Raw genomic sequence first — 23,365 nt, 5'->3', positions numbered from 1 at the left:
AGAGGGTCACAACTGTGACGAGCAGGATTTGCCGGGATCGTATTGGTTGACGCAGGCCGAGTTGGACAAAGTGCAGGGCGGGCAGAAGGCTGCATAACAGGCAGCCTTGCAGGGAATCAAACAAGAACGCCAGACGATGTCTGGCGTTTTTGTTTGGCGGGAAGAGGAAACGAAGAGCGGAGGGGGCGGTGTCGCCGGAGGGACCAGCGACGTGGGTAGGGATAGACCGGAGCCCCTTCCCGAGGCGAGTTGAACACTGTCTGAGCAGCGGGAAGGGGCTTCGGTCTGTCCAGCGGGGAGGTTTCGGCGTGTCCAGCGGGGAGGTTTCGGTGTGTCCAGCGAGGAGGTCTAAAAGGCTAAATCCTGTGCCAACGAACGCGCCGACCTATACTCAAAATCACCGGCATGGTGCGTAGTGGAGGAAACCGCACCGAAATCGTGCCGAAAGTGATCAAAAAAGCTCGGGCATGGATATTGCTCGATCTCGACACAGCAATCTGCGGAGAAGCGTATGGTCGAGAGCTATAACGAGATGGCGAGCATCACAGGCACGACTCGCTCGCACTACCGTCGATTTGACGATTGGCTCAAGTGTCAGTCCGACGATGTTTTGCACCATAAGCGGACCGAGGCTGACCTTGCGTTCCGACGGGTGGGGATCACCTTTGCCGTGTATGGCAACGAGGCGGGTACCGAGCGGCTCATACCTTTCGACCTCATCCCGAGAATCATTCCAGCGCATGAGTGGCAGACCTTGCAGACTGGTTTGCGTCAGCGGGTCGATGCGCTGAACCGGTTCATTCACGACGTTTATCACGATCAGGACATTTTGCGCGCGGGCGTCATCCCGGCTGAGCAGGTGTTGATGAACGCTCAGTATCGGCCGGAGATGCAGGGTGTCGACGTGCCCGGCAACATCTACGCGCATATCGCAGGGGTCGATGTCGTCAGAGCGGGAACCGGCGACGATGGTGTGTTCTACGTGCTGGAGGACAACCTGCGCGTGCCATCCGGCGTGTCCTACATGCTAGAAAACCGAAAGATGATGATGCGGCTGTTCCCGGAGCTGTTCGCCCGGAACCGCATCGCACCGGTCGAGCATTACCCCGATATGTTGCTCGACAACCTGCGCGCCGTCGCGCCTATCGGCGTTGACGACCCGACCGTCGTCGTCATGACCCCGGGTATTTATAACTCCGCGTACTTCGAGCATGCGTTTCTGGCCCAGCAGATGGGCATCGAGTTGGTCGAAGGGCAGGATTTGTTCGTTGAAGACAATCTTGTCTACATGCGCACCACCAACGGCCCCAAGCGCGTCGACGTCATTTACCGTCGTATCGACGACGACTTTCTCGATCCGCTGGCGTTCCGTGCCGACTCCACGCTGGGCGTGCCGGGTTTGCTGAGCGTCTATCGTGCGGGCCGCGTCACGCTGGCCAACGCCATCGGCACTGGCGTCGCCGATGACAAGTCCATCTACCCGTTCGTGCCCGACATGATCGAGTTCTATCTCGGCGAAAAGCCGATTCTGAACAACGTGCCTACCTACCAGTGCCGGCGCGCCGACGATCTTGCGTACACCCTCGATAACCTCGGCGAGCTCGTCGTCAAGGAAGTGCACGGCGCCGGCGGCTACGGCATGCTCGTCGGGCCGGCGTCGACCAAGGCGGAGATCGAAGCCTTCCGGCAACGCTTGCTTGCCAAGCCCGACGGCTACATCGCCCAGCCCACGCTGGCGCTGTCCGCTTGTCCGACCTTCGTCGAAGCCGGCATCGCCCCGAGACACATCGATCTGCGGCCGTTCGTGCTGTCATCCGGCAAGAACATCACCATGGTGCCGGGCGGCCTCACGCGCGTGGCGCTGACCGAGGGCTCGCTCGTCGTCAACTCATCGCAGGGCGGGGGCACCAAAGACACGTGGGTGCTTGAGAAGTAACCGAATCGACAGCCAGAACTACGTCATCAAACTCGGGAAGAGATCATGCTCAGCCGTACCGCCGACCACCTGTTCTGGATGGCCCGCTACATGGAGCGGGCCGAAAATACCGCGCGTCTGCTCGACGTCAACTTGCAGAACCTGCTGCTCCCGCAAGACGTCATCGACGACGAAGACGACAACGCTCCCATCTCGCTGGCCGGTCTCAACGACGAAGCCGGCTGGCGCGCCACGTTGCGAATTTCAGAACTCGAACCTGCTTTCAATCGCAAACACAGCCGCGCCACGCGTGCCAACGTGCTCGACTTTGTTGTGCGCGATCGCGACAACCCGTCGAGCATCGCGTGTTGCCTCGCGGCCGCCCGCGAAAACGCCCGCGCCGTGCGCGGCACGCTCACTACCGAACTGTGGGAAACCGTCAACAGCACGTGGCTCGAATTCCCCCGCATGATCGACCTGCTCGAGCATGACCCGGCGCACCTCTTCGAGTGGGTCAAAGTGCGCTCGCATCTCTCGCGCGGCGTCAGCTTCGGCACCCTGTTTCAGGACGACGCGTTTTACTTCACCCGGCTCGGCCTCTTTCTCGAGCGCGCCGACAACACCGCCCGTATCCTCGACGTGCGCTTTCACGAGGCCGTGCGCACCGACCGGGCGGGCCCCGACGCGTCGCATCCGACCGATTTTTACTACTGGTCGGCCGTGCTGCGCAGCGTGTCCGGTTTCGAAATTTACCGGAAGGTCTATCGCGACGTGATTACCCCCGAGCGCGTCGTCGAATTGCTCATGCTCAACGCCCATATGCCGCGCTCGCTGCTCGCCTCACTTACGGGCGTGTGCGAAAACCTCGCCACCTTGTCCAACGCGCAGTCCGGCGACGTCGAACGGTATGCGGGCAAACTGCACGCCGAACTCAAATACACCGATATCCAGCAGATTCAGCAGCAAGGCTTGCACCCGGTTCTGACCGAGTTTCTCGAGCGCGTGTCCGTGCTCGGCAACAAGATCAGCCAGACGTTCCTGATCCCGCTCGCGGCCTGATGCCATGCGCCTGACTATTCGTCACGAGACAACCTACCGCTACGACACGCCGGTGCGTTACACCATCCAGCAACTGCGGCTCACGCCGCCGTCGTCGGAAGTGCAGCGCGTCGTGCACTGGCGGCTCAACGCGCCCGGCAAGCTCACCGCCGCGCGCGATGCTTACGGCAACGACATGCACACGCTGGTGCTGCACCAGCCGCATAGCGAAATCCACCTGCTCGCCGAAGGCGAAATCGAAACCACCCCACTGGTCGACGGGCGGCTCGGCGAGACGGCCCACACCGTACCGGTGTTATCCTTCGCCAGCCCGACGCCGCTGACCGCCCGTAGCGAGGCCATCGACGCCATGGCCGCAGACACTGGGCTTACCACGCCCGACGAGCTGCTGGCGCTGGCGGCAATCATCTGCAACAACGTCGAATACGAGTCGGGCATCACTGCCGTGACCAGCACCGCCGCGCAAGCGTTGGCGCTGGGGCGGGGCGTGTGTCAGGATCATGCGCATCTGATGCTGGCCATCTGCCGGGCGCGCGGCGTGCCTGCGCGGTACGTCAGCGGCTACATCGATCCGGGCGACGTGCCCCATGCGGCAAGCCATGCATGGGTCGACGTCTGGGTCGACGGGGCCGGATGGGTTAGCATCGACGTCACGCACGCGTGCTTCGCCAGTGGCAACTATTGCCGGCTGGCCGTGGGGCGCGACTACGAGTCCGCCGCCCCGGTGCGCGGTATGCGCAGCGGCGGGGCGACCGAAGCGCTGCATGTGTCCGTCAAGGTCGATGCGGCGCCGCTCGACCAGTAGTCACTATCAGTCACTGGCAGTACCCTAACAAGATTCACTCGCAGGGGCACCGAATTGGACGGTGCCCCTGCTTTGCAAGACAGGAACGACATGACGTATTGCGTGGCCATGAAGCTCGATGCCGGGCTGGTCTTTCTCTCCGATACCCGTACCAACGCGGGGGTCGATCACGTGAGCACCTTCCGCAAAATGCTGGTGTTCGAGCGCCCGGGCGAGCGTGTGCTCGTGTTGCTCTCGGCGGGTAACCTCGCCGTCACGCAGGCCGTGCGCCAGCACCTCGTCGAAGCGCGCGACGCCAATACCCTCTGGAATGCCAAAACCATGACCGACGTAGCGCGCGTCGTGGGGCAGGCCATTCGTGACGTGTACGAGCGCGATGCAAAAGCGCTCGAAGCGTTCGGCGTCGACTTCAATTGCAGCTTCCTGCTGGGCGGCCAGATTGCCGGGGCGCCGAGCCGCCTGTTTCAGCTTTATTCGGCGGGCAACTTCATCGAAGCGTCGTCCGTGAACCCGTATTTCCAGATCGGCGAATCGAAGTACGGCAAGCCGATCATCGACCGGCTCGTCACGCCAGCCACGTCGCTCGACGACGGTGCCAAGTGCGCGCTGATCTCCATGGATTCCACGCTGCGCTCCAACGTGTCGGTGGGGCTGCCGCTCGATCTGCTCGTGTATGAAGAGAATTCGCTGCGCGTGACGCGCTTCGCGTCGCTCAACGACGAGAACGTCTACTACAAGATGATTCACGACACGTGGGGCGAGCGCCTGCGTCAGGTGTTCGACGAACTGCCCGAGCCGCAGTGGGCCGCCACCGTGCCGGATACCCCGACCGGGCTGCCGCCGTTGGCCGTGCCGCCCGATGGCGTGCCCGGGGCGACCGAGCCGGGCACCGTGCAGTCGCTTGCGCAGACCTTCAAGCTCAAGATGCCGTCCTGAACGCAGGCCATCGGATAACCAGCGCCGCATGAAAAAACGGCGTGACTCAAGTCACGCCGTTCTTATTTGTCTTGCCGATGGATGCTACCGATCCGGCATCAAGCCTGCATCTGCGGGGCGAGCATTTCACCGCCGTTGACCGTGCGCCAGTACAGCCACGCGCTCACGCCCAACGTCAGTATTTCCGTGATCAGCAGCGTGTACCAGATGGCCGCGCCACCGAACCAGACGTTCAGGAACCACAGCAGGCCCAGCAGCAACACCCAGCTACGCAACGTAGCGATGGCCGCCGACGGGCCGGGGGCCTCGATCGCCGTCAGAAAGCCCGCGACGATCAGGTTGCCCGCTGCCGGTAGAAACGCCAGCGCGTACCACAGCACCGCGTGCTCCAGAATCGACCACGCATTGCCGCCTTCCGGCAGAAACAGGAACGTGAGCGGGCGCGAGAGTGTCGCCATGGCAATGGCCACCAGCACCGAAAAGCCCATCACCGCGATTACGCCAAGCTTGAACGATCCCTTCAGGGCCGCCATATCGCGAGCGCCGCGATAGTAGCTGATCATCGGCTGCATGCTCTGCACCAGCGCCACCATCGTGACCGTCGCGCCCAGCGTCATGTATTCGAGAATCGCATACGCCGCCAGACCAGACTCGCCGAAGTTAGACAGAATCACGCGGTTGAACGCAAACACCGTGATCGCCGGGGCGATGGCGCCGAGAAACTCCGACGCGCCGTTGTACATCACGCGCCCCACATACGATTCGCCTGCACCGAACGCGCGACGCGCTGGCACGACCTGCTTCGCGAATACGAAGTGATACGCCAGCATCACGCTGCTCGACACCATCATCGACAGACCCGTCGCCAGCGACGCGCCGTACATGCCCATGCCCTTGACGGCGATGAACCAGTAGTCGAGCGCCACGTTGGCCAGCGCGCCAAGAAACATCGCGTACAAGCCGAAACGAGCAGCCGGTGCGCCTTCCACACGCAGGAAGAGCTCCATCGCGTACAGGCCGTTCGCGAACAGCACGAACCAGCCCCAGCCGGACAAATAGGCCACCACGTCGGCGGCGATGGCACCCTCTGCGCCCAGTGCAGCAGCGATCTCATGACGGAACAGCAAGACGGCAGCGCTCATCATGATGCCGAAGGCGAGCATCGCCCAAAGCACCTGCGAGAACGCACGGCGGGCGTCGGCCTCGCGGCCTTCGCCCAGCAAACGGGCGATGAGCGTGGCACCGCCCACGCCGACCATGACGCTGAAGGCGTAGGGCACATACAGCAGCGGCACCACGAGGTTAAGCGCGGCGAGTGCCTGTTGGCCGACGTAGCGGCCGATGAAGATCCCGTCGATCAGTGTGTAGATCGTGTAGACCCATCCGGACAAGATGGTCGGAATCGCGAGTGCAGTGAACTGCTTGAAAAGTTGTTTGAACGCAGGCGTCCTCACGCCCTGCGTGGACGAATAAGAATTGGAATGAGACATGTTGGACATGGTCCCCTCGATGACATATCGCCGCGTCGTGTCGGGACGCGGCTCACCGTGGCTTGCACATCAGGTACAGCGAGATGGGGAGTATTACCGGGCGCGCGCAAGCGATGGCGCACCCGCTCCGCCCGAGGTAACGCGCGTTGGCGTTATCGGGTCGGCAGGAAGGACGGCGGGAACATCGCCTGATGCAAATGCACCCAGACAACGCCTTGCCGTGAATCGGAAAACAGGAGGAAATTCATGGTGTTTTTGCGTGACGCGCCTGCCGGTGAAGGCATCGCGCCGGTCATCTGACGTCGTTGGAAGGTTGCGGGGAGATTCCCCGTATTGGTTACCTTCTGAACGTCACCCCCGGACTGCCGGGCGCGTAGAACAGACCCGCGCCAGCGTAACAAAGTTCCCAAGTGTTTGATTTTTATAACGTCATGGGAAATAGCTTTGGCTGGCTTTGGGGGGGGGCGTCGACGCGTACATCCATAAAAAAGGGGCGCCGAAGCGCCCCAACATGGGTCCAGCAAGAAAGACGGTCGTAGCCGTTATTGTTGTGCGCCGCCGTTGAACCAAGCGGCAATCTTCTGGCGTTCTTCATCCGTCATCTGGGTCACGTTACCCAGCGGCATCGACTTGAGCGCCACGCTTTGTTGATAAATGCGCTGTGCGTTCTGCGAGATCTCGGCCGGCGTGTCGAGCATCACACCTGCCGGTGCGCTGCCCATCATGGTCGGCTTGGCCGAGTGGCACGTCGCGCAACGCTGCGTGAGGATCGGCTGAATCTCCGAGAGCTTCACGGCAGGGGCGGCGGCTTCACCGTGCGCACCGGCGGCCGGGGCCGGGGTGGGGCGCGGGGCGGCGAACACGGCAATCCCGGCGAGCAGCGCCGCACCCGCTACCGGCAGCGCGTACAGATTCTTGCCCGAATGACGCAGCACGAAGAACTGACGAATCATCGCACCGGCCGCCATGATGATCGTGAGGATCACCCAGTTGTACGGGTTGCTGTACGTGAACGCGTAGTGGTTGCTGATCATGATGAACACGACCGGCAGCGTGAAGTACGTGTTGTGCACCGAGCGTTGCTTGCCCAGCTTGCCCCAGATCGGATTCGGCACTTCGCCCTTGGTGAGCGCATCCACGCTCTTGCGTTGGCCCGGGATGATCCAGAAGAACACGTTGGCCGACATCGACGTCGCCATCATCGCGCCCACGATCAGGAACGCCGCACGGCCCGCGAAGATGTGCGTCGTGGCATACGTCGCGGCCACCACGAACAGCGCCACGCCAATACCCAGCACGCGCTCGTTCTTGCCCAGTGCACGGCACAGGAAGTCATAGACGAACCAGCCGCCGATCAGGAACGCCACGGCAATGCCGACAGCCTGACCCGGTTGCAGATCCATCACGTTCTTGTCGATCAGGTACGTCTGCGGTTGCAGCAGATACAGCACGCAGAACAGGGCAAAGCCCGACAGCCACGTGGTGTACGACTTCCACTTCGACCAGTGCAGGTCCGAAGGCATCTGCGGCGGCGAGTTCAGGTACTTCTGGGCGTGGTAGAAACCGCCGCCGTGCACCGACCACATCTCGCCGAACACGCCTTTTTGCTTGTCTTCGGCCGCCTTGGGCGGCTTCAGACCGTTGTCCAGCATCACGAAATAGAACGACTCGCCAATCCAGGCAATGGCAGCCACCACGTGCAGCCAGCGCAACAGCAGATTGACCCAGTCGGTAATAAACGCTTCCATCTTATGTTCTCCTCAACTGCCTGACATTCACGTCCGCGGTTATTAGGTTTAGCTACCGCGATACGTGGAAAAGCTCCACGGCGACACCAGAAGGGGCACGTGGTAGTGCTGCGAAGGCTCGGCAATGCCGAAGCGCAAAACAACGCGATCGACGAAACGCGGCGCCGGAACATCCACGCCTTGTGCCGCGAAGTAGTCGCCTGCGTGAAAAACCAGCTCGTATTCGCCCGCGACGAACTCTTCGCCTTCGAGGAGCGGCTTGTCGCAGCGGCCGTCGTTATTGGTCTGCACGTCGCGCAGCGAGCGGCGCTCGCCGTCCACGCGCCACAGCTCGACACGGATGCCCGCGCCAGGCTTGCCGTGCGATGTATCAAGTACGTGGGTAGTCAGTCGTCCCATGGTGTCTCCTGTGATGGATGGGTGCATTGTAGGGAGATGGCGACCCGGCAACGCGCGCAATACCAAAGATAAAAACGCGCACATACCATGTCACGCCAGACAAAAAGATGACGCGCATCAAGTGACTGCCTGAAGATGGCAAGCGCGCTCAGCATGCACCGGATTGAGGATTTTTTGGACCACTATGGGGTTCTGTTATGCGGTCTATAACAGTATCCGCATGATGCGGTGACCCGGCCATCGATGATTTGCCCGGAAAGCCCAATGGCTACGTGCATTCTTGGGGAAAACCCGAAACTCAAGATAAGCATTCATGCATACGTTCTATGAAAAAAACACTATAGCCCCCGGTGGTCTTGCCGCAAAAGGCGTCGACCTGCACCATTGAGCCACCCCAAAAAATCAATCAAACAGCCCCCCTGGGATGGAGACGCAATGAGTGTGACAACGAAAACCGTCGATCCAGTCGACGAGAGACTGCCGATCGCAAAATTGTTCATGCTGGGCCTGCAACACGTGTTGGTGATGTATGCGGGTGCGGTCGCTGTGCCGCTGATCATTGGCGGCGCCCTGGGCTTGCCCAAGGATCAGATTGCTTTCCTGATTTCCGCCGACCTGATGTGCTGCGGTATCGCCACGCTGCTGCAAAGCGTGGGCGTGGGCCGCTTCGGTATTCGCATGCCCGTCATCATGGCGGTGACGTTTGCGGCGGTCGGTCCGATGCTTGCCATCGGCACCAACCCGGCGCTAGGCCTGCCCGGCATCTTCGGCGCGACGATTGCCTCGGGCATCATCGGCACGCTCATTGCCCCGCTCATCGGCAAGCTGTTGCGCTTCTTCCCGCCGATCGTGACGGGCATCGTGATCACGTCGATCGGTCTGACGATCATTGGCGTGGGCATCAACTGGGCGGCCGGTGGCGTGGGCAACCCCGATTACGGCGATCCGGTCTATCTGGGCGTGTCGTTCGCGGTGCTCATCTTCATCTTGCTGATCACACGTTTCGTGAAGGGCTTCTTCTCTAACATCGCCGTGCTGCTGGGCATTCTGTTCGGCTTCGCCATCGCGCTGATGCTGCACAAGGTGAGCTTCGACGGTCTCGATCAGGTCAAGTGGTTCGACGTGGTGATGCCGTTCCACTTCGGCATGCCGGTGTTTGATCCGTGGGCGATTACTACGCTGACCATCGTGATTTTGATCACGTTCATCGAATCGACGGGCATGTTCCTCGCGCTGGGCGAAATCGTCGGCAAGCCGGTGGATGAAAAGGCACTCGTGGCCGGTCTGCGTGTGGATGGTGTGGCAACGGTCATCGGCGGCTTGTTCAACACGTTCCCGCATACCTCGTTCTCGCAGAACATCGGTCTGGTCGGCGTGACCGGCGTGAAGAGCCGTTGGGTGTGTGCGGCGGCGGGCGTGATTCTGCTGGTGTTCGGCCTGATTCCGAAGATGTCGGTGGTGGTCGCTTCGATTCCGCAGTTCGTGTTGGGCGGCGCCGGCGTGGTCATGTTCGGCATGGTGCTGGCTACCGGCATCAAGATCCTGACCAAGGTCGACTACAACAACAATCGCTACAACCTGTACATCGTGGCCATCAGCATCGGCATGGCGATGATTCCGGTCGCATCGAACAAGTTCTTCGCAAAGATGCCGGAACAACTGGCTCCGTTGCTCCATAGCGGCATTCTGCTGGCGACGCTGTCGGCGGTGATCCTGAACGCCTACTTCAATGGCTTCAAGGCACCGGCAGCCAACGGCCACGGCGAGAAGAACGGTAACGGTCTCGGGCTGGAGGCGCACTGATGAAATCGCTGCTCGTCAAAAACGCGGAAGTTGTCGTCACGATGGATGCCGGTCGCCGGGAAATCGCCCGCGGCGGCATCTACGTCGAAGACAACCGCATCGTGGCCGTGGGGAGCAGCGACTCGCTGCCCGCGACCGCCGACGAGGTGCTCGATCTGGCCGGGCACGTCGTGATCCCCGGTCTGGTCAACACGCACCACCATATGTATCAAAGCCTCACGCGCGCCATTCCGGCGGCGCAGGATGGCGAGCTGTTCAACTGGCTGACGAATCTGTACCCGGTGTGGGCCAATCTCACGCCGGAAATGATTCGCGTGTCGACGCAGACGGCGATGGCCGAATTGCTGCTCTCGGGCTGCACGACGTCGAGCGATCACCTCTATATCTATCCGAACGGCTGCAAGCTCGACGACAGCATCGAAGCCGCCGGTGAGATCGGCATGCGTTTTCACGCGAGCCGCGGCAGCATGAGCGTGGGCCAGAGTCAGGGCGGCCTGCCGCCTGATCGCGTGGTCGAGCGCGAGGCTGACATCCTCAAAGATACGCAGCGCCTGATCGAGAGTTACAACGATGCGGGCCGGTATTCGATGTTGCGGGTGGTGGTGGCGCCGTGCTCGCCGTTCTCGGTGAGCCGTGACCTGATGCGCGAATCGGCGACGATGGCGCGTCACTATGGCGTGTCGCTGCATACCCATCTGGCCGAAAACGTCAACGACATCGCCTACAGCCGCGAGAAGTTCGGCATGACGCCTGCCGAGTACGCGCAGGACCTCGGCTGGGTCGGGCACGACGTGTGGCATGCCCACTGCGTGCAGCTCGATGACGCGGGGATTGCGCTGTTTGCCAAGACTGGCACCGGCGTGGCGCATTGTCCGTGCTCGAACATGCGTCTTGCGTCGGGCATCGCGCCGGTGCGCCGGATGCGCGACGCGGGCGTGCCTGTCTCGCTGGGCGTGGATGGCTCGGCGTCGAACGATGCCGCCAGCATGATCAACGAAGTGCGTCAGGCGTTGTTGTTGCAGCGCGTGGGCTTCGGGCCGAATGCGATGACGGCGCGCGAAGCGCTGGAGATTGCCACCATCGGCGGGGCCCGCGTACTGGGCCGCGACGATATCGGCGTGCTGGCCCCCGGCATGGCGGCCGACTTCGTGGCGTTCGACACGCGCGGTGTCGGCATGGCCGGCGGCCTGCACGACCCCGTGGCGGCACTGGTTTTCTGTAATCCCGGACAAGCTGCGTACAGCGTGGTGAACGGGCGAGTGGTGGTGCGCGAGGGGCGTCTGACGACGCTCGATCTGCCGACCCTCGTCACGCGTCACAACGCGCTGGCGCGGCAACTGGCCGAGGCTTCCCGATAAAACGTTGCCACACCGGCCGCATATTCATGGTGTGTGGCCGAGCGTGGCAATGGATATCAGGAGGCCTTAGCGGCGTTCTCGTGCATGGGGAACGCTGCCTTGCGGTTCGGCGGAGCGGTGGGGGCCGCTCCGCCGGTAAAAACCGGCAAGGCGATGAATACAAGATTGGGATTTACAGCAGGATGAAGCCGATGTGCCGCAGAAGTACGGCCGAACTACGGCCGAGCTAACACAAGATCACAACAGAATCAGGGCAGGGTGCGGGTTTCGAGCAGCGTGCGCGTGGCATCCGAGATGACGCTGCGCAGCCAGCGCACTTCATCCGAGTAGTGCGTGCGTTCGTGCCACAACTGGTAGTACTGCATCGGCGGGAAGTCGATTGGCGCTTCGACCACCGTCAGCGGCAGGAACTCGGCGTAGTGATCGGCAAAGAGACGTGTCGTCGTAAAGATCAGATCGGACTTCAGCAGCACGTACGGCGCCAGATTGAAGTACGGAATCGTGACGACCACGTTGCGCTTGAGACGCTCGCGGGCCAGATGCATGTCGATGGCACCGCGTTGCGCGACGGAATAGGGCGTCGGGGCAAGATGCGGGCTGGCAAGGTACTGATCGAGCGTAAGGCCGCGTTTGGCGAACGGGTGCGTATTGCGCACCAGACACACGATCTGGTCGACGAACAGGTTCGAGAGGTGAAGCTGCTCCGGCGGTTCGGGCCAGTTGCCGATGACGATATCGACCTTGCCGTCTTCGAGCGCGTGCTCGTAGTCGAACGCCGGGCCGAGGGAATGCAGTTCAAGCTGTGCGTTGGGGGCCTGCTGACGAAAACGCTCGACGACGGTCGGCACGAAGAGGGTATTCAGATAGTCGGGCGAGCCGATGCGGAACGTGCGCACCGTGGTCGCCGGATCGAAGTTCGATTGCTGCACCGTAATGCGTTCGATCTCGCGCAGTGCGTTTTGCGTCGGTTCCAGCAGCGACTGGCCGTATTCGGTCGGTACCATGCCCTGCTTGCCGCGCACGAGCAGCGGGTCGCCGGTAATGTCGCGCAGGCGGCGCAGGGCGGCGCTAATCGCCGGCTGCGACTGGTTCAGCTTGACGGCCGCACGCGTGACGCTGCGCTCGATCAGCAAGGTATGCAAGACGCGCAGCAAATAAGTATCGATCGGTTCGCGGTTTTGGCTCATGACTAATATAACGATCCGAATATGTCGGACCCGGGATTGCATAAGTAAAACATTATGAGGCATAAGCGCCGGCCGACTCTATAGCGGAAAGCCCCTATCACCACAATAGCTGGTTCGCTTCGGGAAACTGCCATGTTATTGACACGCGCTCGACATTTCGCCGCGAATTGGGTATTTTCGGACCGCCCAAGCCCCGGACCGAGACTTCCCGCCGTGACATCTCCTTTGCAATCGACGCCGCGTCTGACGCTGACCGGCATCACCAAGCGCTATCCGAGCGTGGTGGCCAACGACGACATCGCGTTGCGCGTCTTGCCCGGCGAGATCCACGCCGTACTGGGCGAAAACGGTGCAGGCAAGAGCACGTTGATGAAGATCATCTACGGTGCCGTGCGGCCCGACGCGGGCGAAATTCTCTGGGAAGGCGAGCCGGTACGCATCGAGAGCCCGGCGGCCGCGCGCAAGCTCGGCATCGGCATGGTGTTTCAGCATTTCTCACTGTTCGAGACGCTCACCGTCGCCGAGAACATCTCGCTGGCACTCGACGATGCCGGCCACGATCTGAAGGCACTGGCCACGCGGATTCGCGAAGTGTCGGCGCAGTACGGGCTGGAAGTCGACCCGGCGCGGCACGTGCACAGCCTGTCGGTCGGCGAGCGCCAGCGGGTGGAGATCGTGCGGTGTCTGCTGCAAAACCCGCGTCTGCTCATCATGGACGAGCCCACGTCGGTGCTCACGCCGCAAGCCGTACAGAAACTCTTCACGACGCTGCGCCGGCTGGCCGCCGAAGGGTGCAGCATCGTCTACATCAGCCACAAACTCGACGAAATTCGCGATCTCTGCGACCGCGCGACCGTGCTGCGCGCGGGCAAGGTGTCCGGTCATGCCGTGCCACGCGACGAGACGGCCGAGACCCTCGCGCAAATGATGATCGGGCGGGCATTGCCGCAGATCGAGCGCCGGGCGCATCAGCCCGGCGACGTGCTGCTGTCGGTGCAGAATTTGTCGCTCGCCAGTGAAGACCCGTTCGGCACCTCGCTGCACGACGTGACGCTCGATGTGCATGCGGGCGAGATCGTCGGCATTGCCGGGGTGTCCGGCAACGGGCAGGCGGAATTGCTGGCGGCGCTCTCGGGCGAGGCCCGCACCGGCCGGCCTGACGCGGTGAAGCTCAACGACCGGGCCGTCGGCCGGATGGGGGCGGCGACCCGCCGTCGCCTCGGGCTGGCGTTCGTCCCGGAGGAGCGTCTGGGGCGCGGTGCCGTGCCCAGCATGTCGCTGACCGATAACGCGCTGCTCGGCGCATCGGGGACGGCGCATCTTGGCTTGCTGCGTGGCGGCTGGGTTCGTCGTGGGGCGCTGCGGCGCTTTGCCTCGCTGTGCATCGAGCGCTTCAACGTGAAGGCCGGCGGCCCGGACGCGGCGGCACAGAGCCTGTCGGGCGGCAATCTTCAGAAGTTCATCGTTGGCCGCGAAATCCTGCAAGAGCCGAAGGTGCTCGTGGTGGCACAGCCGACGTGGGGCGTGGACGTGGGTGCGGCGAGCTTTATCCGCCAGCAGTTGCTCGACCTGTCCTCGCGCGGCGTGGCGGTGTTGGTGCTCTCGGAAGAACTCGACGAATTGTTCGAAATTTGCGACCGGATCGCGGTGCTCGCGCAGGGGCGTCTGTCGCCAATGCGCAAGCCCGAACAGACCGACGCGCGCGAAATCGGCCTGTGGATGGCGGGGATGTTCCCCGGCGGCCCCGGTCAGCGCGCGGCCTGACGCACGCATTAAGTCAGGCATCAATTCAAGCATCCATTCAAGCATTAACGGTCGCCCGCGCCGATGCGGGCACTGCAACGTTTCCATCAAGACCAGACATCATGCTCGATTTCACGCTTGAGCCAAGGCCAAGTCCCTCACGCACCATGCGGCTCGCCATGCCGCTGATAGCGACGCTCATCACGCTGGCGGGCGGCGTGCTCATTTTCAGTTTTCTGGGCAAGAACCCGGCGCAGGCGATGGCGGCGTTCTTCCTCGCGCCGATCAGCAGCCTGAACGGCTGGTCGGAGCTGCTGCTCAAGGCCTCGCCGTTGTGTCTGATCGCGCTGGGGCTGGCGATCGGCTATCGCGCCAATGTGTGGAACATCGGGGCGGAAGGGCAGTTGCTGCTCGGCGGCATCTTCGCCTCGGGCGTCGCGATTCATTTCGACGGTCATGGCGGCCCGTGGCTGCTGCCGCTCATGATGCTCGCGGGGGCAGTCGGCGGCATGTTGTGGGCGGCCATCCCGGCCTTGCTGCGCGTGAAGTTCAACGCCAACGAAATTCTCGTGAGCCTGATGCTCACGTATGTGGCCACGCAATTGCTGATCTATCTGGTGAGCGGGCCGTGGCAGGACCCGCACGGCATGAACTTCCCGCAGTCGATCAACTTCAGCCGTGACGCGCTGTTCCCGCGCTTCTTCGGCGACTGGCGCTGGGCGCCGTGGCGCGGCACGCGGTTGAACGCTTCGGTATTCATGGCGGTGGTGGCCGTGCCCGCCGCGTGGTTCTTCATGCGCAAGAGCTTTGCGGGCTATCGCATGGAAGTGGGGGGCCTCGCGCCGCTCGCCGCGCGCTACGCCGGGTATTCGGAACCGCGCGCCGTCTGGCTGGCGCTGCTCATCGGCGGCGCGGCCGCCGGGCTGGCAGGCACGGGCGAAGTGGCGGGCCCGGTGGGCCAGTTGCAGGCGACGTGGGCGCCGGGCTACGGCTTCACGGCCATCATCGTGGCGTTTGTCGGGCGGCTGCATCCGGTCGGCATCGTGCTTGCAAGCCTGCTCATGGCGCTGCTCTATCTCGGCGGCGAAGCGGTGCAGACCTCGCTGCAATTGCCCAAGGCGATCAGCGGCGTGTTTCAGGGGCTGTTGTTGTTCAGCCTGCTGGGCTGCGACGTTTTCGTGAATTACCGACTGCGTCGTCGCGCCCGCGCGACCGCGCAGAGCGTCTGAGGAGCGCGGCATGGACTGGATCAATCTGCTCACGCCGCTGGCCGCAAGTGCTGTCATCGCGGCGATTCCGCTGATGCTGGCTGCGCTGGGCGAGCTCGTGACCGAAAAGTCGGGCGTGCTCAATCTCGGTGTCGAAGGGATGATGCTGATGGGGGCCATCGGCGCCTTCGCCGTGACGGTCGTGACCGGCAGTCTCTGGCTCGGCGTGCTTGCCGGCATTGCAGCGGGCGTGGCGATGTCGGCCGTGTTCGCGTGGCTCACGCTGACGTTGATGGCCAATCAGGTCGCGACGGGCCTCGCATTGACGATTTTCGGCGTGGGATTATCGGCCTATATCGGGCGCCCTTACACGGACGCGACGATCCCGATGTTGCGCGACCTGCCGATTCCCGGGCTGTCGTCGATCCCGGTGCTGGGGCCCTCGATCTTTTCGCTGAACCCGCTCGGCTATCTGGCGGCAGTACTGCTGGTAGCGATTGCGTGGTTCCTTTATCGCACGCGGGCCGGGCTGGTACTGCGCTCGGTGGGCGAAGCGCCGTCGGTGGCGCATGCGATCGGCTATCCGGTCGTGCGGATTCGATATCTCGCCACGCTGTTCGGCGGGGCGATGTCGGGGCTGGCTGGGGCGTATTACTCCGTGGGCTATCTGCGGCTTTGGCAGGAAAACCTGACGGCCGGGCGCGGCTGGATCGCGCTGGCGCTGGTGGTGTTTGCGACATGGCGTCCGGGGCGTACCGTGCTGGGCGCGCTGCTCTTCGGGGTGGTGATGGCGCTGCAATTTCAGGCGCAGGCGATGGGCATCCGTATTCCGTCGCAGGCACTCGCGAGTCTGCCGTATGTGGCAACCATCGTCGTGCTGGTGATCATTTCACGCAATCGCCAGACCATTCGCCTGAATGCCCCGGCGTCGCTGGGCAAACCGTTTTTTGCTGGCTCTTGAAGTAACTCAATCAATCGATACCGAGGAGAAAATCGATGCGACGTAAAGTCCTGATCACGATGGCGAGCCTGGCGGCCGCCATGCTGGTTTCGGCCTGCGGCAAGCAGGATAACAACACGGCCAGCGCACCGGCCGCCGCATCCGACGCGCAAGCCGCGTCGGCCGCTCCGGCAGGCAAGGGCCCGGTCGGTGTGGCGTTTGTCTACATCGGCAACCCGGGCGACGCTGGCTGGACGTTCGCGCACGAGCAAGGCGCGAAGGCCGTCGAAGCCAAGTACGGCGACAAGGTGAGCGTGACCCGTGTCGAGAACGTGCCGGAAGGTGCCGACTCGGAACGCGTGTTCCGCGATCTGGCCAGCAAGGGCAACAAGCTGATCTTCGGCACGTCGTTCGGTTACATGGACTCGATGGTCAAGACGGCCGCCGATTTCCCGGACGTGACGTTCGAGCACGCCACGGGCTTCAAGACCGCGCCGAACCTCGGCACGTACGACGTGCGCACGTATGAAGGCGCGCATCTTGCCGGTGTGGTCGGTGGCCGCGTCACCAAGACCAACGTGATCGGGTACGTGGCCTCGGTGCCGATTCCGGAAGTGATTCGCAATATTGACGCTTTCACGATCGCCGCGCGCGAAGCCAACCCGAAGGTGAAGGTCAAGGTCGTGTGGATCAACAGCTGGTTCGATCCGGGCAAGGAACGTCAGGCGGCTGAGTCGCTGGTCGGGCAGGGCGCCGACGTGCTGATGCAGAACGTCGACTCGGCCGTGGTCATGCAAGTGGCCGAAGAGAAGAAGATTCACGCCTTCGGCTGGGATTCGGACATGAGCAAGTTCGGCCCGAACGCGCATCTGGCTTCGGCCGCGATCGACTGGAGCAAGTACTACATCCGCACGGTTGACGAAGTGATGCAGGGTTCGTGGAAGAACACCCCGGTCTGGGGCGGCATCAAGGAAGACGAAATCAACCTCGTGGCCATCAACGACAAGGCCGTGCCGGAAGCCGTTCGCAAGGCCGTGACCGAGCGTCACGACGCGATTCGCGACGGCAAGTACGACCCGTTCACCGGCCCGCTCAAGGGACAGGACGGCAAGGAGATCGTGCCGGCCGGCAAGACGCTCAACGACGACGAGAAGCACCAGATCAACTGGTTCGTGGAAGGCGTCGAGGGCACGCTGCCGAAGCAATAACGCCATTACCATCGTTGGATGGTGAAATGGCTGGCCCGGCAGGTGTTGCGGGCAGAGAAACCGCCGGTGACCCCGGCGGTTTTTTCTTTGGGGCGATTCATACGTTCCCGATTCGCCATGTGACGGCGAGAGACACGCATCGGTGTTAAAATGTCAGGTTTCGTGGCGCAAATTCGTGCCGCCGCACCTCATCTTCCGGATACCGCCAGTGCTGTCTACCGCCAATATCACCATGCAATTCGGCGCCAAGCCGCTCTTCGAGAACATCTCCGTCAAATTTGGCGGGGGCAACCGTTATGGCCTGATCGGCGCGAACGGCTGCGGCAAGTCCACGTTCATGAAGATCCTCGGCGACGACCTGGAGCCGAGTGGCGGGAACGTCATGCTCGAACCGAACGTGCGCCTCGGTAAGCTCAAGCAGGATCAGTTCGCTTACGAAGACATGCGCGTGCTCGACGTCGTGCTGATGGGCCACACGGAAATGTGGGCCGCCATGAGCGAGCGCGACGCCATCTACGCGAACCCGGAAGCCACCGACGACGATTACATGCACGCGGCCGAACTCGAAGCGAAGTTCGCCGAGTACGACGGCTACACGGCCGAAGCGCGTGCCGGTGAGCTGCTGCTGGGTGTGGGCATTCCGACGGATCAGCATCAGGGCCCGATGAGCAACGTCGCGCCGGGCTGGAAGCTGCGTGTGCTGCTGGCACAGGCGCTGTTCTCGAACCCGGACGTGCTGCTGCTCGACGAACCGACCAACAACCTGGACATCAACACGATCCGCTGGCTGGAAGATGTGCTCAACGAGCGCAACTCCACCATGATCATCATTTCGCACGATCGCCACTTCTTGAATGCCGTGTGCACGCACATGGCCGACATGGACTACGGCACGCTGACGGTCTACCCGGGCAACTACGACGATTACATGCTGGCGTCGGCACAGGCTCGCGAGCGTCAGATGGCGGCGAACTCGAAGGCCAAGGAACGTATCTCCGACCTGCAAGACTTCGTGCGCCGCTTCTCGGCGAACAAGTCGAAGGCGCGTCAGGCAACCAGCCGTCTCAAGCAGATCGACAAGATCAAGGTGGAAGACGTCAAGCCGTCGTCGCGTCAGAACCCGTTCATCCGCTTCGAATACGAGAAGAAGCTGCACAACCTCGCGTTCGAATTCGAGGGCATCGGCAAGTCGTACGAGCGTCCGATCTTCAAGAACTACACCGGTGCAGTGCGCGCCGGCGAGCGTGTGGCCATCATCGGCGAGAACGGTGCCGGCAAGACGACGCTGCTGCGCAGCCTGATGTCGGACCTGCCGGTCGATGCAGGTAACGTGAAGTGGGCCGAGAACGCCAACATCGGTTACATGCCGCAAGACACGTCGGAAGCGTTCCCGCAGGATCTGAACCTGACCGACTGGATGACGCAGTGGGGCAAGGAAGGCGACGACGATCAGGTGATTCGTGGCTCGCTGGGCCGTCTGCTGTTCGGTGGCGACGACGTGCGCAAGTCGGTGCGTGTGCTCTCCGGTGGTGAGAAGGGCCGCATGATCTGGGGCAAGCTGATGCTCGGCCGCCACAACGTGCTGATGATGGATGAGCCGACCAACCACATGGACATGGAGTCGATCGAATCGCTCCAGATCGCGCTCGACAAGTATCCGGGCACGCTGGTGTTCGTCTCGCACGATCGGGAATTTGTGTCAGGTCTGGCGACGCGCGTCATCGAAGTGAAGAGCGACGGCACGCTGGTCGATTACGCCGGTACCTACGACGAGTATCTGTCCAGCCAAGGCGTGGAGATCTGACGTAACGCGCTGACATAACACACTGTCGTAACGCATCGTTAGATTCACAACGACAAACAGGGCGCTTGCATTGCAGGCGCCCTGTTTGCGTTTACCTCGTGACGTTACCCCGTGCGTTCATCGCGCGCGACTACAATTGACGTTTGCTGTCACGCTGCGAGCAGGAGACCTCACATGATCACTCAGGACAAGTTTTTCATCGACGGCCAGTGGGTCGCACCGATCGGCACCGGCACGCTCGATGTCTTTCATTCGGCCGACGGCAAGCTGATGGGCCGCATTCCGGAAGGTGTTGCCGCCGACACGGAAGCCGCCGTTGCCGCTGCGGTCAAGGCGCGCGACACGTGGGCTGCCACGCCCCCGGCCAAGCGCGCCGAGTATCTCCGCAAGATCGCCGATGGGCTCGAAGCACGTGGCGAGGAACTCGCGCAGGTCATCACGGGCGAGACCGGTATGCCGATTCGCGTGTCGCGCGCGGTGCAGGTCGCGGCGCCCGTTCAGCACTGGCGCCACTACGCCGAACTCGCGCAGACCTTCGTCTTCGAGGCGCAGGTTGGTAACTCGCTGGTGGTGCGCGAGCCGGTCGGTGTGGTCGGTGCCATCACGCCGTGGAACTACCCGCTCAATCAGATCACGGTGAAAGTCGCACCGGCGCTCGCCGCCGGCTGCACGGCGGTGCTCAAGCCATCGGAGGTCGCGCCGTTCGACGCGTTCATCCTCGCCGAAGTCATCGAGCAGGCCGGATTGCCGGCGGGCGTATTCAATCTCGTGACGGGGCTGGGGCCGGTTGCGGGCGAAGTGCTGGCACGGCATCCCGACGTGGATATGGTGTCCTTCACGGGCTCCACGCGCGCAGGCAAACGTGTTTCGGAAGTGGCCTCGCAAACGGTCAAGCGGGTCGCGCTCGAGCTGGGCGGCAAGTCCGCGTCGATTGTGCTCGACGATGCGGATCTGGCGGCAGCCGTGAAAGGCACGCTCAACGCCTGCTACCTGAACTCAGGGCAGACGTGTGCGGCGCATACGCGCTTGCTCGTCCCGGCGACGCGCTACGACGAAGTGAAGGCACTCGCCAAGGAATCGGTTGCGCGCTTCACGCTGGGTGACCCGCGCGAAGATGCGACGCGGCTCGGGCCGCTGGCGTCGGCGGCACAGCGCGAGCGCGTGCAGTCATACATTCGCAAGGGGCTGGAGGAAGGGGCGGAGTTGATCGCCGGTGGCGACGCGGTACCGGAAGGCTTCGAGGCCGGTTTCTTCGTGCAGGCGACCGTGCTCGGCCGTGTCACGCCGGACAGCACGCTCGCGCAGGAGGAAATCTTCGGGCCGGTGCTCACGATCATCACGTATCAGGACGAGGCCGATGCGGTGCGCATCGCCAACGACTCGATTTACGGACTCGCAGGCGGGGTGTGGTCAGCGGATGAGGCACGTGCGGCGCGCGTGGCGCGCCGGATCCGCACTGGGCAGGTGAGCATCAACGGCGGAGAGTTCAACGTAGCCGCGCCGTTTGGCGGCTTCAAGCAATCGGGCAATGGCCGCGAAAACGGCGTTTATGGATTCGAAGAATTCCTCGAATATAAATCGCTGCAATTCAAGGTTACGGCGTCGACGAAGTCGTAGTCCCGTTGTCGCAAAAGCGCATCGCCGTGCCTTCGCGGGTGATGCGCTCCCAGATGGCGCGCTTCTCCTCTTCGTTGAGAAACACCCAGTTCGACACTTCGTACGCGGTACGGCCGCACCCTTTGCAGACCTCGTCGAACAGGGTGGAGCAAATGCCAATGCAGGGGCTGTCGGGACGGTCGTGCAGTTCGGACATGTCGGAGCAATTCAGGGAGGTGGGACAGGCGTCATTATCGCATCGCCGACGTCGCCCATCACAGATTGATTACTTGCTGGCATCCGGCGGATGCCACGGCAGGCTCGGGAGATTTTCAAATGCTGCGGAGTTGGCAACTTTTTGCACTCGGTTCGGCGTTTTTCGCTGCACTCACGGCGATTTTCGGCAAGCTCGGGGTGGCGCAGGTCAATTCGAACATGGCCACTCTGATCCGCACGGTGATCATCTTCGCGGTGACGCTCGCCATTGTCGGCATGCGCGGCGAATGGCAGCGCCCCACTAGTCTGACGGCGAACACGTGGCTGTTTCTCGTGCTGTCCGGGGTGGCGACGGGGCTGTCTTGGCTGTGTTACTTCCGGGCGCTGCAACTCGGCCCCGTCTCGGGCGTGGCGCCCCTCGACAAGCTCAGCGTCGCGATGGCGATGCTGATCGGCTGGGTGGTGCTCGGTGAGCCGTTCTCGCTCAAGGAGGCGCTCGGCGGCGCATTGATCGTCGCCGGCGCGCTGGTCCTCGTGCTGTAACGTCGTATCGTCCGGTTACCAGCGGAACACGCTGTAGCCGATACGCACCTGCGATGGCGAATGGCGGTTGTAATCGAGCAGGTCTTCGCCATAGCCGGTGAAGTACCCGATCCAGATATAGCCGCCTGCGCCCGAAATCAGCTTGCCGAGCGGGTAGGTCACCTGCACATCCACGCTGCCGTAGTTGCGCTTCATGCCCTTGCGCAGCGTGGCACCGACCTGCCAGCCGTTCGGCTTGCCCCACAGCACCAGCAAGTCCATGTAGCCGCGATAGTTCTGGATATCGGGGTTGTCGGCCTTCTCGACATACGCGTACAGCTTGGGCGCCACCGTCCAGTGATACTCCGCCGGATCGCCGAAGGTGAAGATCGGTTTGACGAAGACGGTATTGATGCTGCGCGAGTCGGGGCCCGCCTTGCCGTTCGACTCGTGCTCGACACCGGCGGCCACGCCAAGCGATGAGAACCAGCCCGCGCGAAGACCGGTATCCGGGATGTAATAGAACAGGCTCGGCCGGTAGTTCGAATCGCGGAACGGTGCCGATTCCGCCTCCAGATCCCAGATCGACAACTGCGTGTAACCGAAGTACAGGTTGTCGAGGAATGATTTGGACGACGGATTATCCGGCTTGAGAATGTGGAACTTGAAGCTCAACTGGAAGCGCGCATTGGCGTCGCCGTTCTTGCCGAACGCGATGTACATCGGCTCATGCGACGAGATGCGCGCGAATTCGGTGTCGGCCGTCGGGGCAATCGCATCGGCGGTGGCGCTGGCGGGCGCCGTCGACGTGCCGGGTGTGCCGGGCGCGGCGGTCGCATTGGCGGCACTGGCCGCGTCGGTGGCAGCGGCAACCGCCGCGCCGCCGGTCCCGGCCGCAGCCGCTGCGACAGCCGCGCCACTCGCGGGCGCCGGTGCGGCGGCCACCATCGGCTCGGCGGGGGCGGCGCGATCGAGCACGATGGTCGTGATCGAGGCGTCCCAGTCGACCGGTTCCAGACGCACGGTGCCCCGCAATTCCTTGGGCAATTCAGCCGCGTAGGAGATACGCCGGTACTGACCGTTCGAGAGCGTGACTTGCGCCGGGACGACGGCGGCGCGCTTCAGATGCAGCAGCGTCGGCTTGAAATCGTCGTTGGAAATGCGCACGACGATTTCGTCGGGCAGCTTGACGGTCTTGCGGCCCGGCGCGTCTTGCGTCACGAGCAGCGTCAGTTGCAACGGTGCGCCGCCGGTAAGGGCGCGCGGCGGTTGCAGCAGCGACAGATCGGCGTGCGCGGCGGTGCTGAACGCGACACAGAGGGCGGCACCGATCTGCATGGCACGCAGCGGCCATGGCGCGAACGTGGTGGATGTGGCGAACGTGGCGAGATTCGTCTTGGGCATCGGTCCGGTCTGGGTTGTCGACCC

General features: G+C 62.8%; 19 protein-coding genes. 13 read left to right on the top strand and 6 right to left on the bottom strand.

What is annotated here, in order from left to right:
- Positions 1–511 precede the first annotated feature (511 nt).
- The 4 genes from CDV46_RS26710 (at position 512) to CDV46_RS26695 (ending at position 4,715) form a co-directional block, all read left to right on the top strand.
- Complete coding sequence (locus CDV46_RS26710; protein WP_176399213.1) at positions 512–1,936, top strand: circularly permuted type 2 ATP-grasp protein; 1,425 nt, start codon at positions 512–514, stop codon at positions 1,934–1,936.
- A gap of 45 nt (positions 1,937–1,981) precedes the next feature.
- Positions 1,982–2,974, top strand: a complete 993-nt coding sequence (locus tag CDV46_RS26705) for an alpha-E domain-containing protein (protein WP_058378929.1) — start codon at positions 1,982–1,984, stop codon at positions 2,972–2,974.
- A 4-nt stretch (positions 2,975–2,978) separates the two neighbouring features.
- The gene (locus CDV46_RS26700) at positions 2,979–3,779 is read left to right on the top strand and encodes a transglutaminase family protein (RefSeq protein ID WP_087726045.1); all 801 of its coding nucleotides are present in this window, start codon (positions 2,979–2,981) and stop codon (positions 3,777–3,779) included.
- A gap of 90 nt (positions 3,780–3,869) precedes the next feature.
- Positions 3,870–4,715, top strand: coding sequence for a proteasome-type protease (locus tag CDV46_RS26695; protein WP_058378927.1), 846 nt, complete (start codon positions 3,870–3,872; stop codon positions 4,713–4,715).
- Positions 4,716–4,813: 98 nt separating this feature from the next.
- Here CDV46_RS26695 and CDV46_RS26690 read toward each other — a convergent pair whose 3' ends face one another.
- From CDV46_RS26690 to uraH, 3 genes are all read right to left on the bottom strand, one after another.
- Positions 4,814–6,214, bottom strand: coding sequence for an MATE family efflux transporter (locus CDV46_RS26690; protein ID WP_254916236.1), 1,401 nt, complete (start codon positions 6,212–6,214; stop codon positions 4,814–4,816).
- Between the two features lie 533 nt (positions 6,215–6,747).
- A complete protein-coding gene (locus CDV46_RS26685; RefSeq protein ID WP_058378926.1) occupies positions 6,748–7,953 on the bottom strand; it encodes a urate hydroxylase PuuD in 1,206 nt (401 codons plus the stop codon).
- Between the two features lie 48 nt (positions 7,954–8,001).
- Positions 8,002–8,352, bottom strand: coding sequence for a hydroxyisourate hydrolase (gene uraH / locus CDV46_RS26680; RefSeq protein ID WP_058378925.1), 351 nt, complete (start codon positions 8,350–8,352; stop codon positions 8,002–8,004).
- Between the two features lie 435 nt (positions 8,353–8,787).
- Here uraH and CDV46_RS26675 point away from each other — a divergent pair, with 435 nt between their 5' ends.
- Together CDV46_RS26675 and CDV46_RS26670 are read left to right on the top strand one after the other, a co-directional pair.
- Positions 8,788–10,155, top strand: coding sequence for a nucleobase:cation symporter-2 family protein (locus CDV46_RS26675; protein ID WP_087689061.1), 1,368 nt, complete (start codon positions 8,788–8,790; stop codon positions 10,153–10,155).
- Positions 10,155–11,513: an 8-oxoguanine deaminase gene (locus CDV46_RS26670; RefSeq protein ID WP_087726044.1), complete on the top strand. Its 1,359-nt coding sequence runs from the start codon at positions 10,155–10,157 to the stop codon at positions 11,511–11,513. The genes CDV46_RS26675 and CDV46_RS26670 overlap by 1 nt, the downstream gene beginning before the upstream one ends.
- Positions 11,514–11,761: 248 nt before the next feature.
- Here CDV46_RS26670 and CDV46_RS26665 read toward each other — a convergent pair whose 3' ends face one another.
- The gene (locus tag CDV46_RS26665; protein WP_058378922.1) at positions 11,762–12,700 is read right to left on the bottom strand and encodes a LysR substrate-binding domain-containing protein; all 939 of its coding nucleotides are present in this window, start codon (positions 12,698–12,700) and stop codon (positions 11,762–11,764) included.
- A 132-nt stretch (positions 12,701–12,832) separates the two neighbouring features.
- Here CDV46_RS26665 and CDV46_RS26660 point away from each other — a divergent pair, with 132 nt between their 5' ends.
- The 6 genes from CDV46_RS26660 to CDV46_RS26635 all read left to right on the top strand — a co-directional run bounded on the left by CDV46_RS26660 (position 12,833) and on the right by CDV46_RS26635 (position 21,220).
- Complete coding sequence (locus tag CDV46_RS26660) at positions 12,833–14,464, top strand: ABC transporter ATP-binding protein (protein WP_087726043.1); 1,632 nt, start codon at positions 12,833–12,835, stop codon at positions 14,462–14,464.
- A gap of 101 nt (positions 14,465–14,565) precedes the next feature.
- Positions 14,566–15,672 (top strand): ABC transporter permease, encoded by a 1,107-nt coding sequence (locus tag CDV46_RS26655; RefSeq protein ID WP_441339356.1) that lies wholly within the window; start codon positions 14,566–14,568, stop codon positions 15,670–15,672.
- Positions 15,673–15,682: 10 nt separating this feature from the next.
- Complete coding sequence (locus CDV46_RS26650; protein ID WP_087689058.1) at positions 15,683–16,612, top strand: ABC transporter permease; 930 nt, start codon at positions 15,683–15,685, stop codon at positions 16,610–16,612.
- 35 nt (positions 16,613–16,647) lie between these two features.
- A complete protein-coding gene (locus tag CDV46_RS26645) occupies positions 16,648–17,799 on the top strand; it encodes a BMP family ABC transporter substrate-binding protein (RefSeq protein ID WP_058378918.1) in 1,152 nt (383 codons plus the stop codon).
- Between the two features lie 208 nt (positions 17,800–18,007).
- A complete protein-coding gene (locus CDV46_RS26640; RefSeq protein WP_087689057.1) occupies positions 18,008–19,603 on the top strand; it encodes an ABC-F family ATPase in 1,596 nt (531 codons plus the stop codon).
- A 174-nt stretch (positions 19,604–19,777) separates the two neighbouring features.
- A complete protein-coding gene (locus tag CDV46_RS26635) occupies positions 19,778–21,220 on the top strand; it encodes an aldehyde dehydrogenase family protein (RefSeq protein WP_087726042.1) in 1,443 nt (480 codons plus the stop codon).
- On the opposite strand, the gene CDV46_RS26630 is transcribed toward CDV46_RS26635, so the two are convergent.
- Positions 21,198–21,416 (bottom strand): DUF1289 domain-containing protein, encoded by a 219-nt coding sequence (locus tag CDV46_RS26630; RefSeq protein ID WP_087726041.1) that lies wholly within the window; start codon positions 21,414–21,416, stop codon positions 21,198–21,200. The two genes, CDV46_RS26635 and CDV46_RS26630, sit on opposite strands and share 23 nt — an antisense overlap.
- Positions 21,417–21,535: 119 nt before the next feature.
- Here CDV46_RS26630 and CDV46_RS26625 point away from each other — a divergent pair, with 119 nt between their 5' ends.
- Entirely contained in the window at positions 21,536–21,958 is a 423-nt protein-coding gene (locus CDV46_RS26625; RefSeq protein ID WP_087689055.1) for an EamA family transporter, read from the top strand.
- Between the two features lie 15 nt (positions 21,959–21,973).
- Here the strand turns inward: CDV46_RS26625 and CDV46_RS26620 are convergent, their stop codons facing one another.
- The gene (locus tag CDV46_RS26620) at positions 21,974–23,341 is read right to left on the bottom strand and encodes a phospholipase A (RefSeq protein WP_254916235.1); all 1,368 of its coding nucleotides are present in this window, start codon (positions 23,339–23,341) and stop codon (positions 21,974–21,976) included.
- Between the last annotated feature and the right edge of the window lie 24 nt (positions 23,342–23,365).

This window comes from Pandoraea sp. PE-S2T-3, from assembly GCF_002179965.1.
Lineage (GTDB): Bacteria > Pseudomonadota > Gammaproteobacteria > Burkholderiales > Burkholderiaceae > Pandoraea.
The sequence above is the reverse complement of the archived record's forward strand: the minus strand, read 5'-3'. Positions and strand labels throughout refer to the sequence as shown.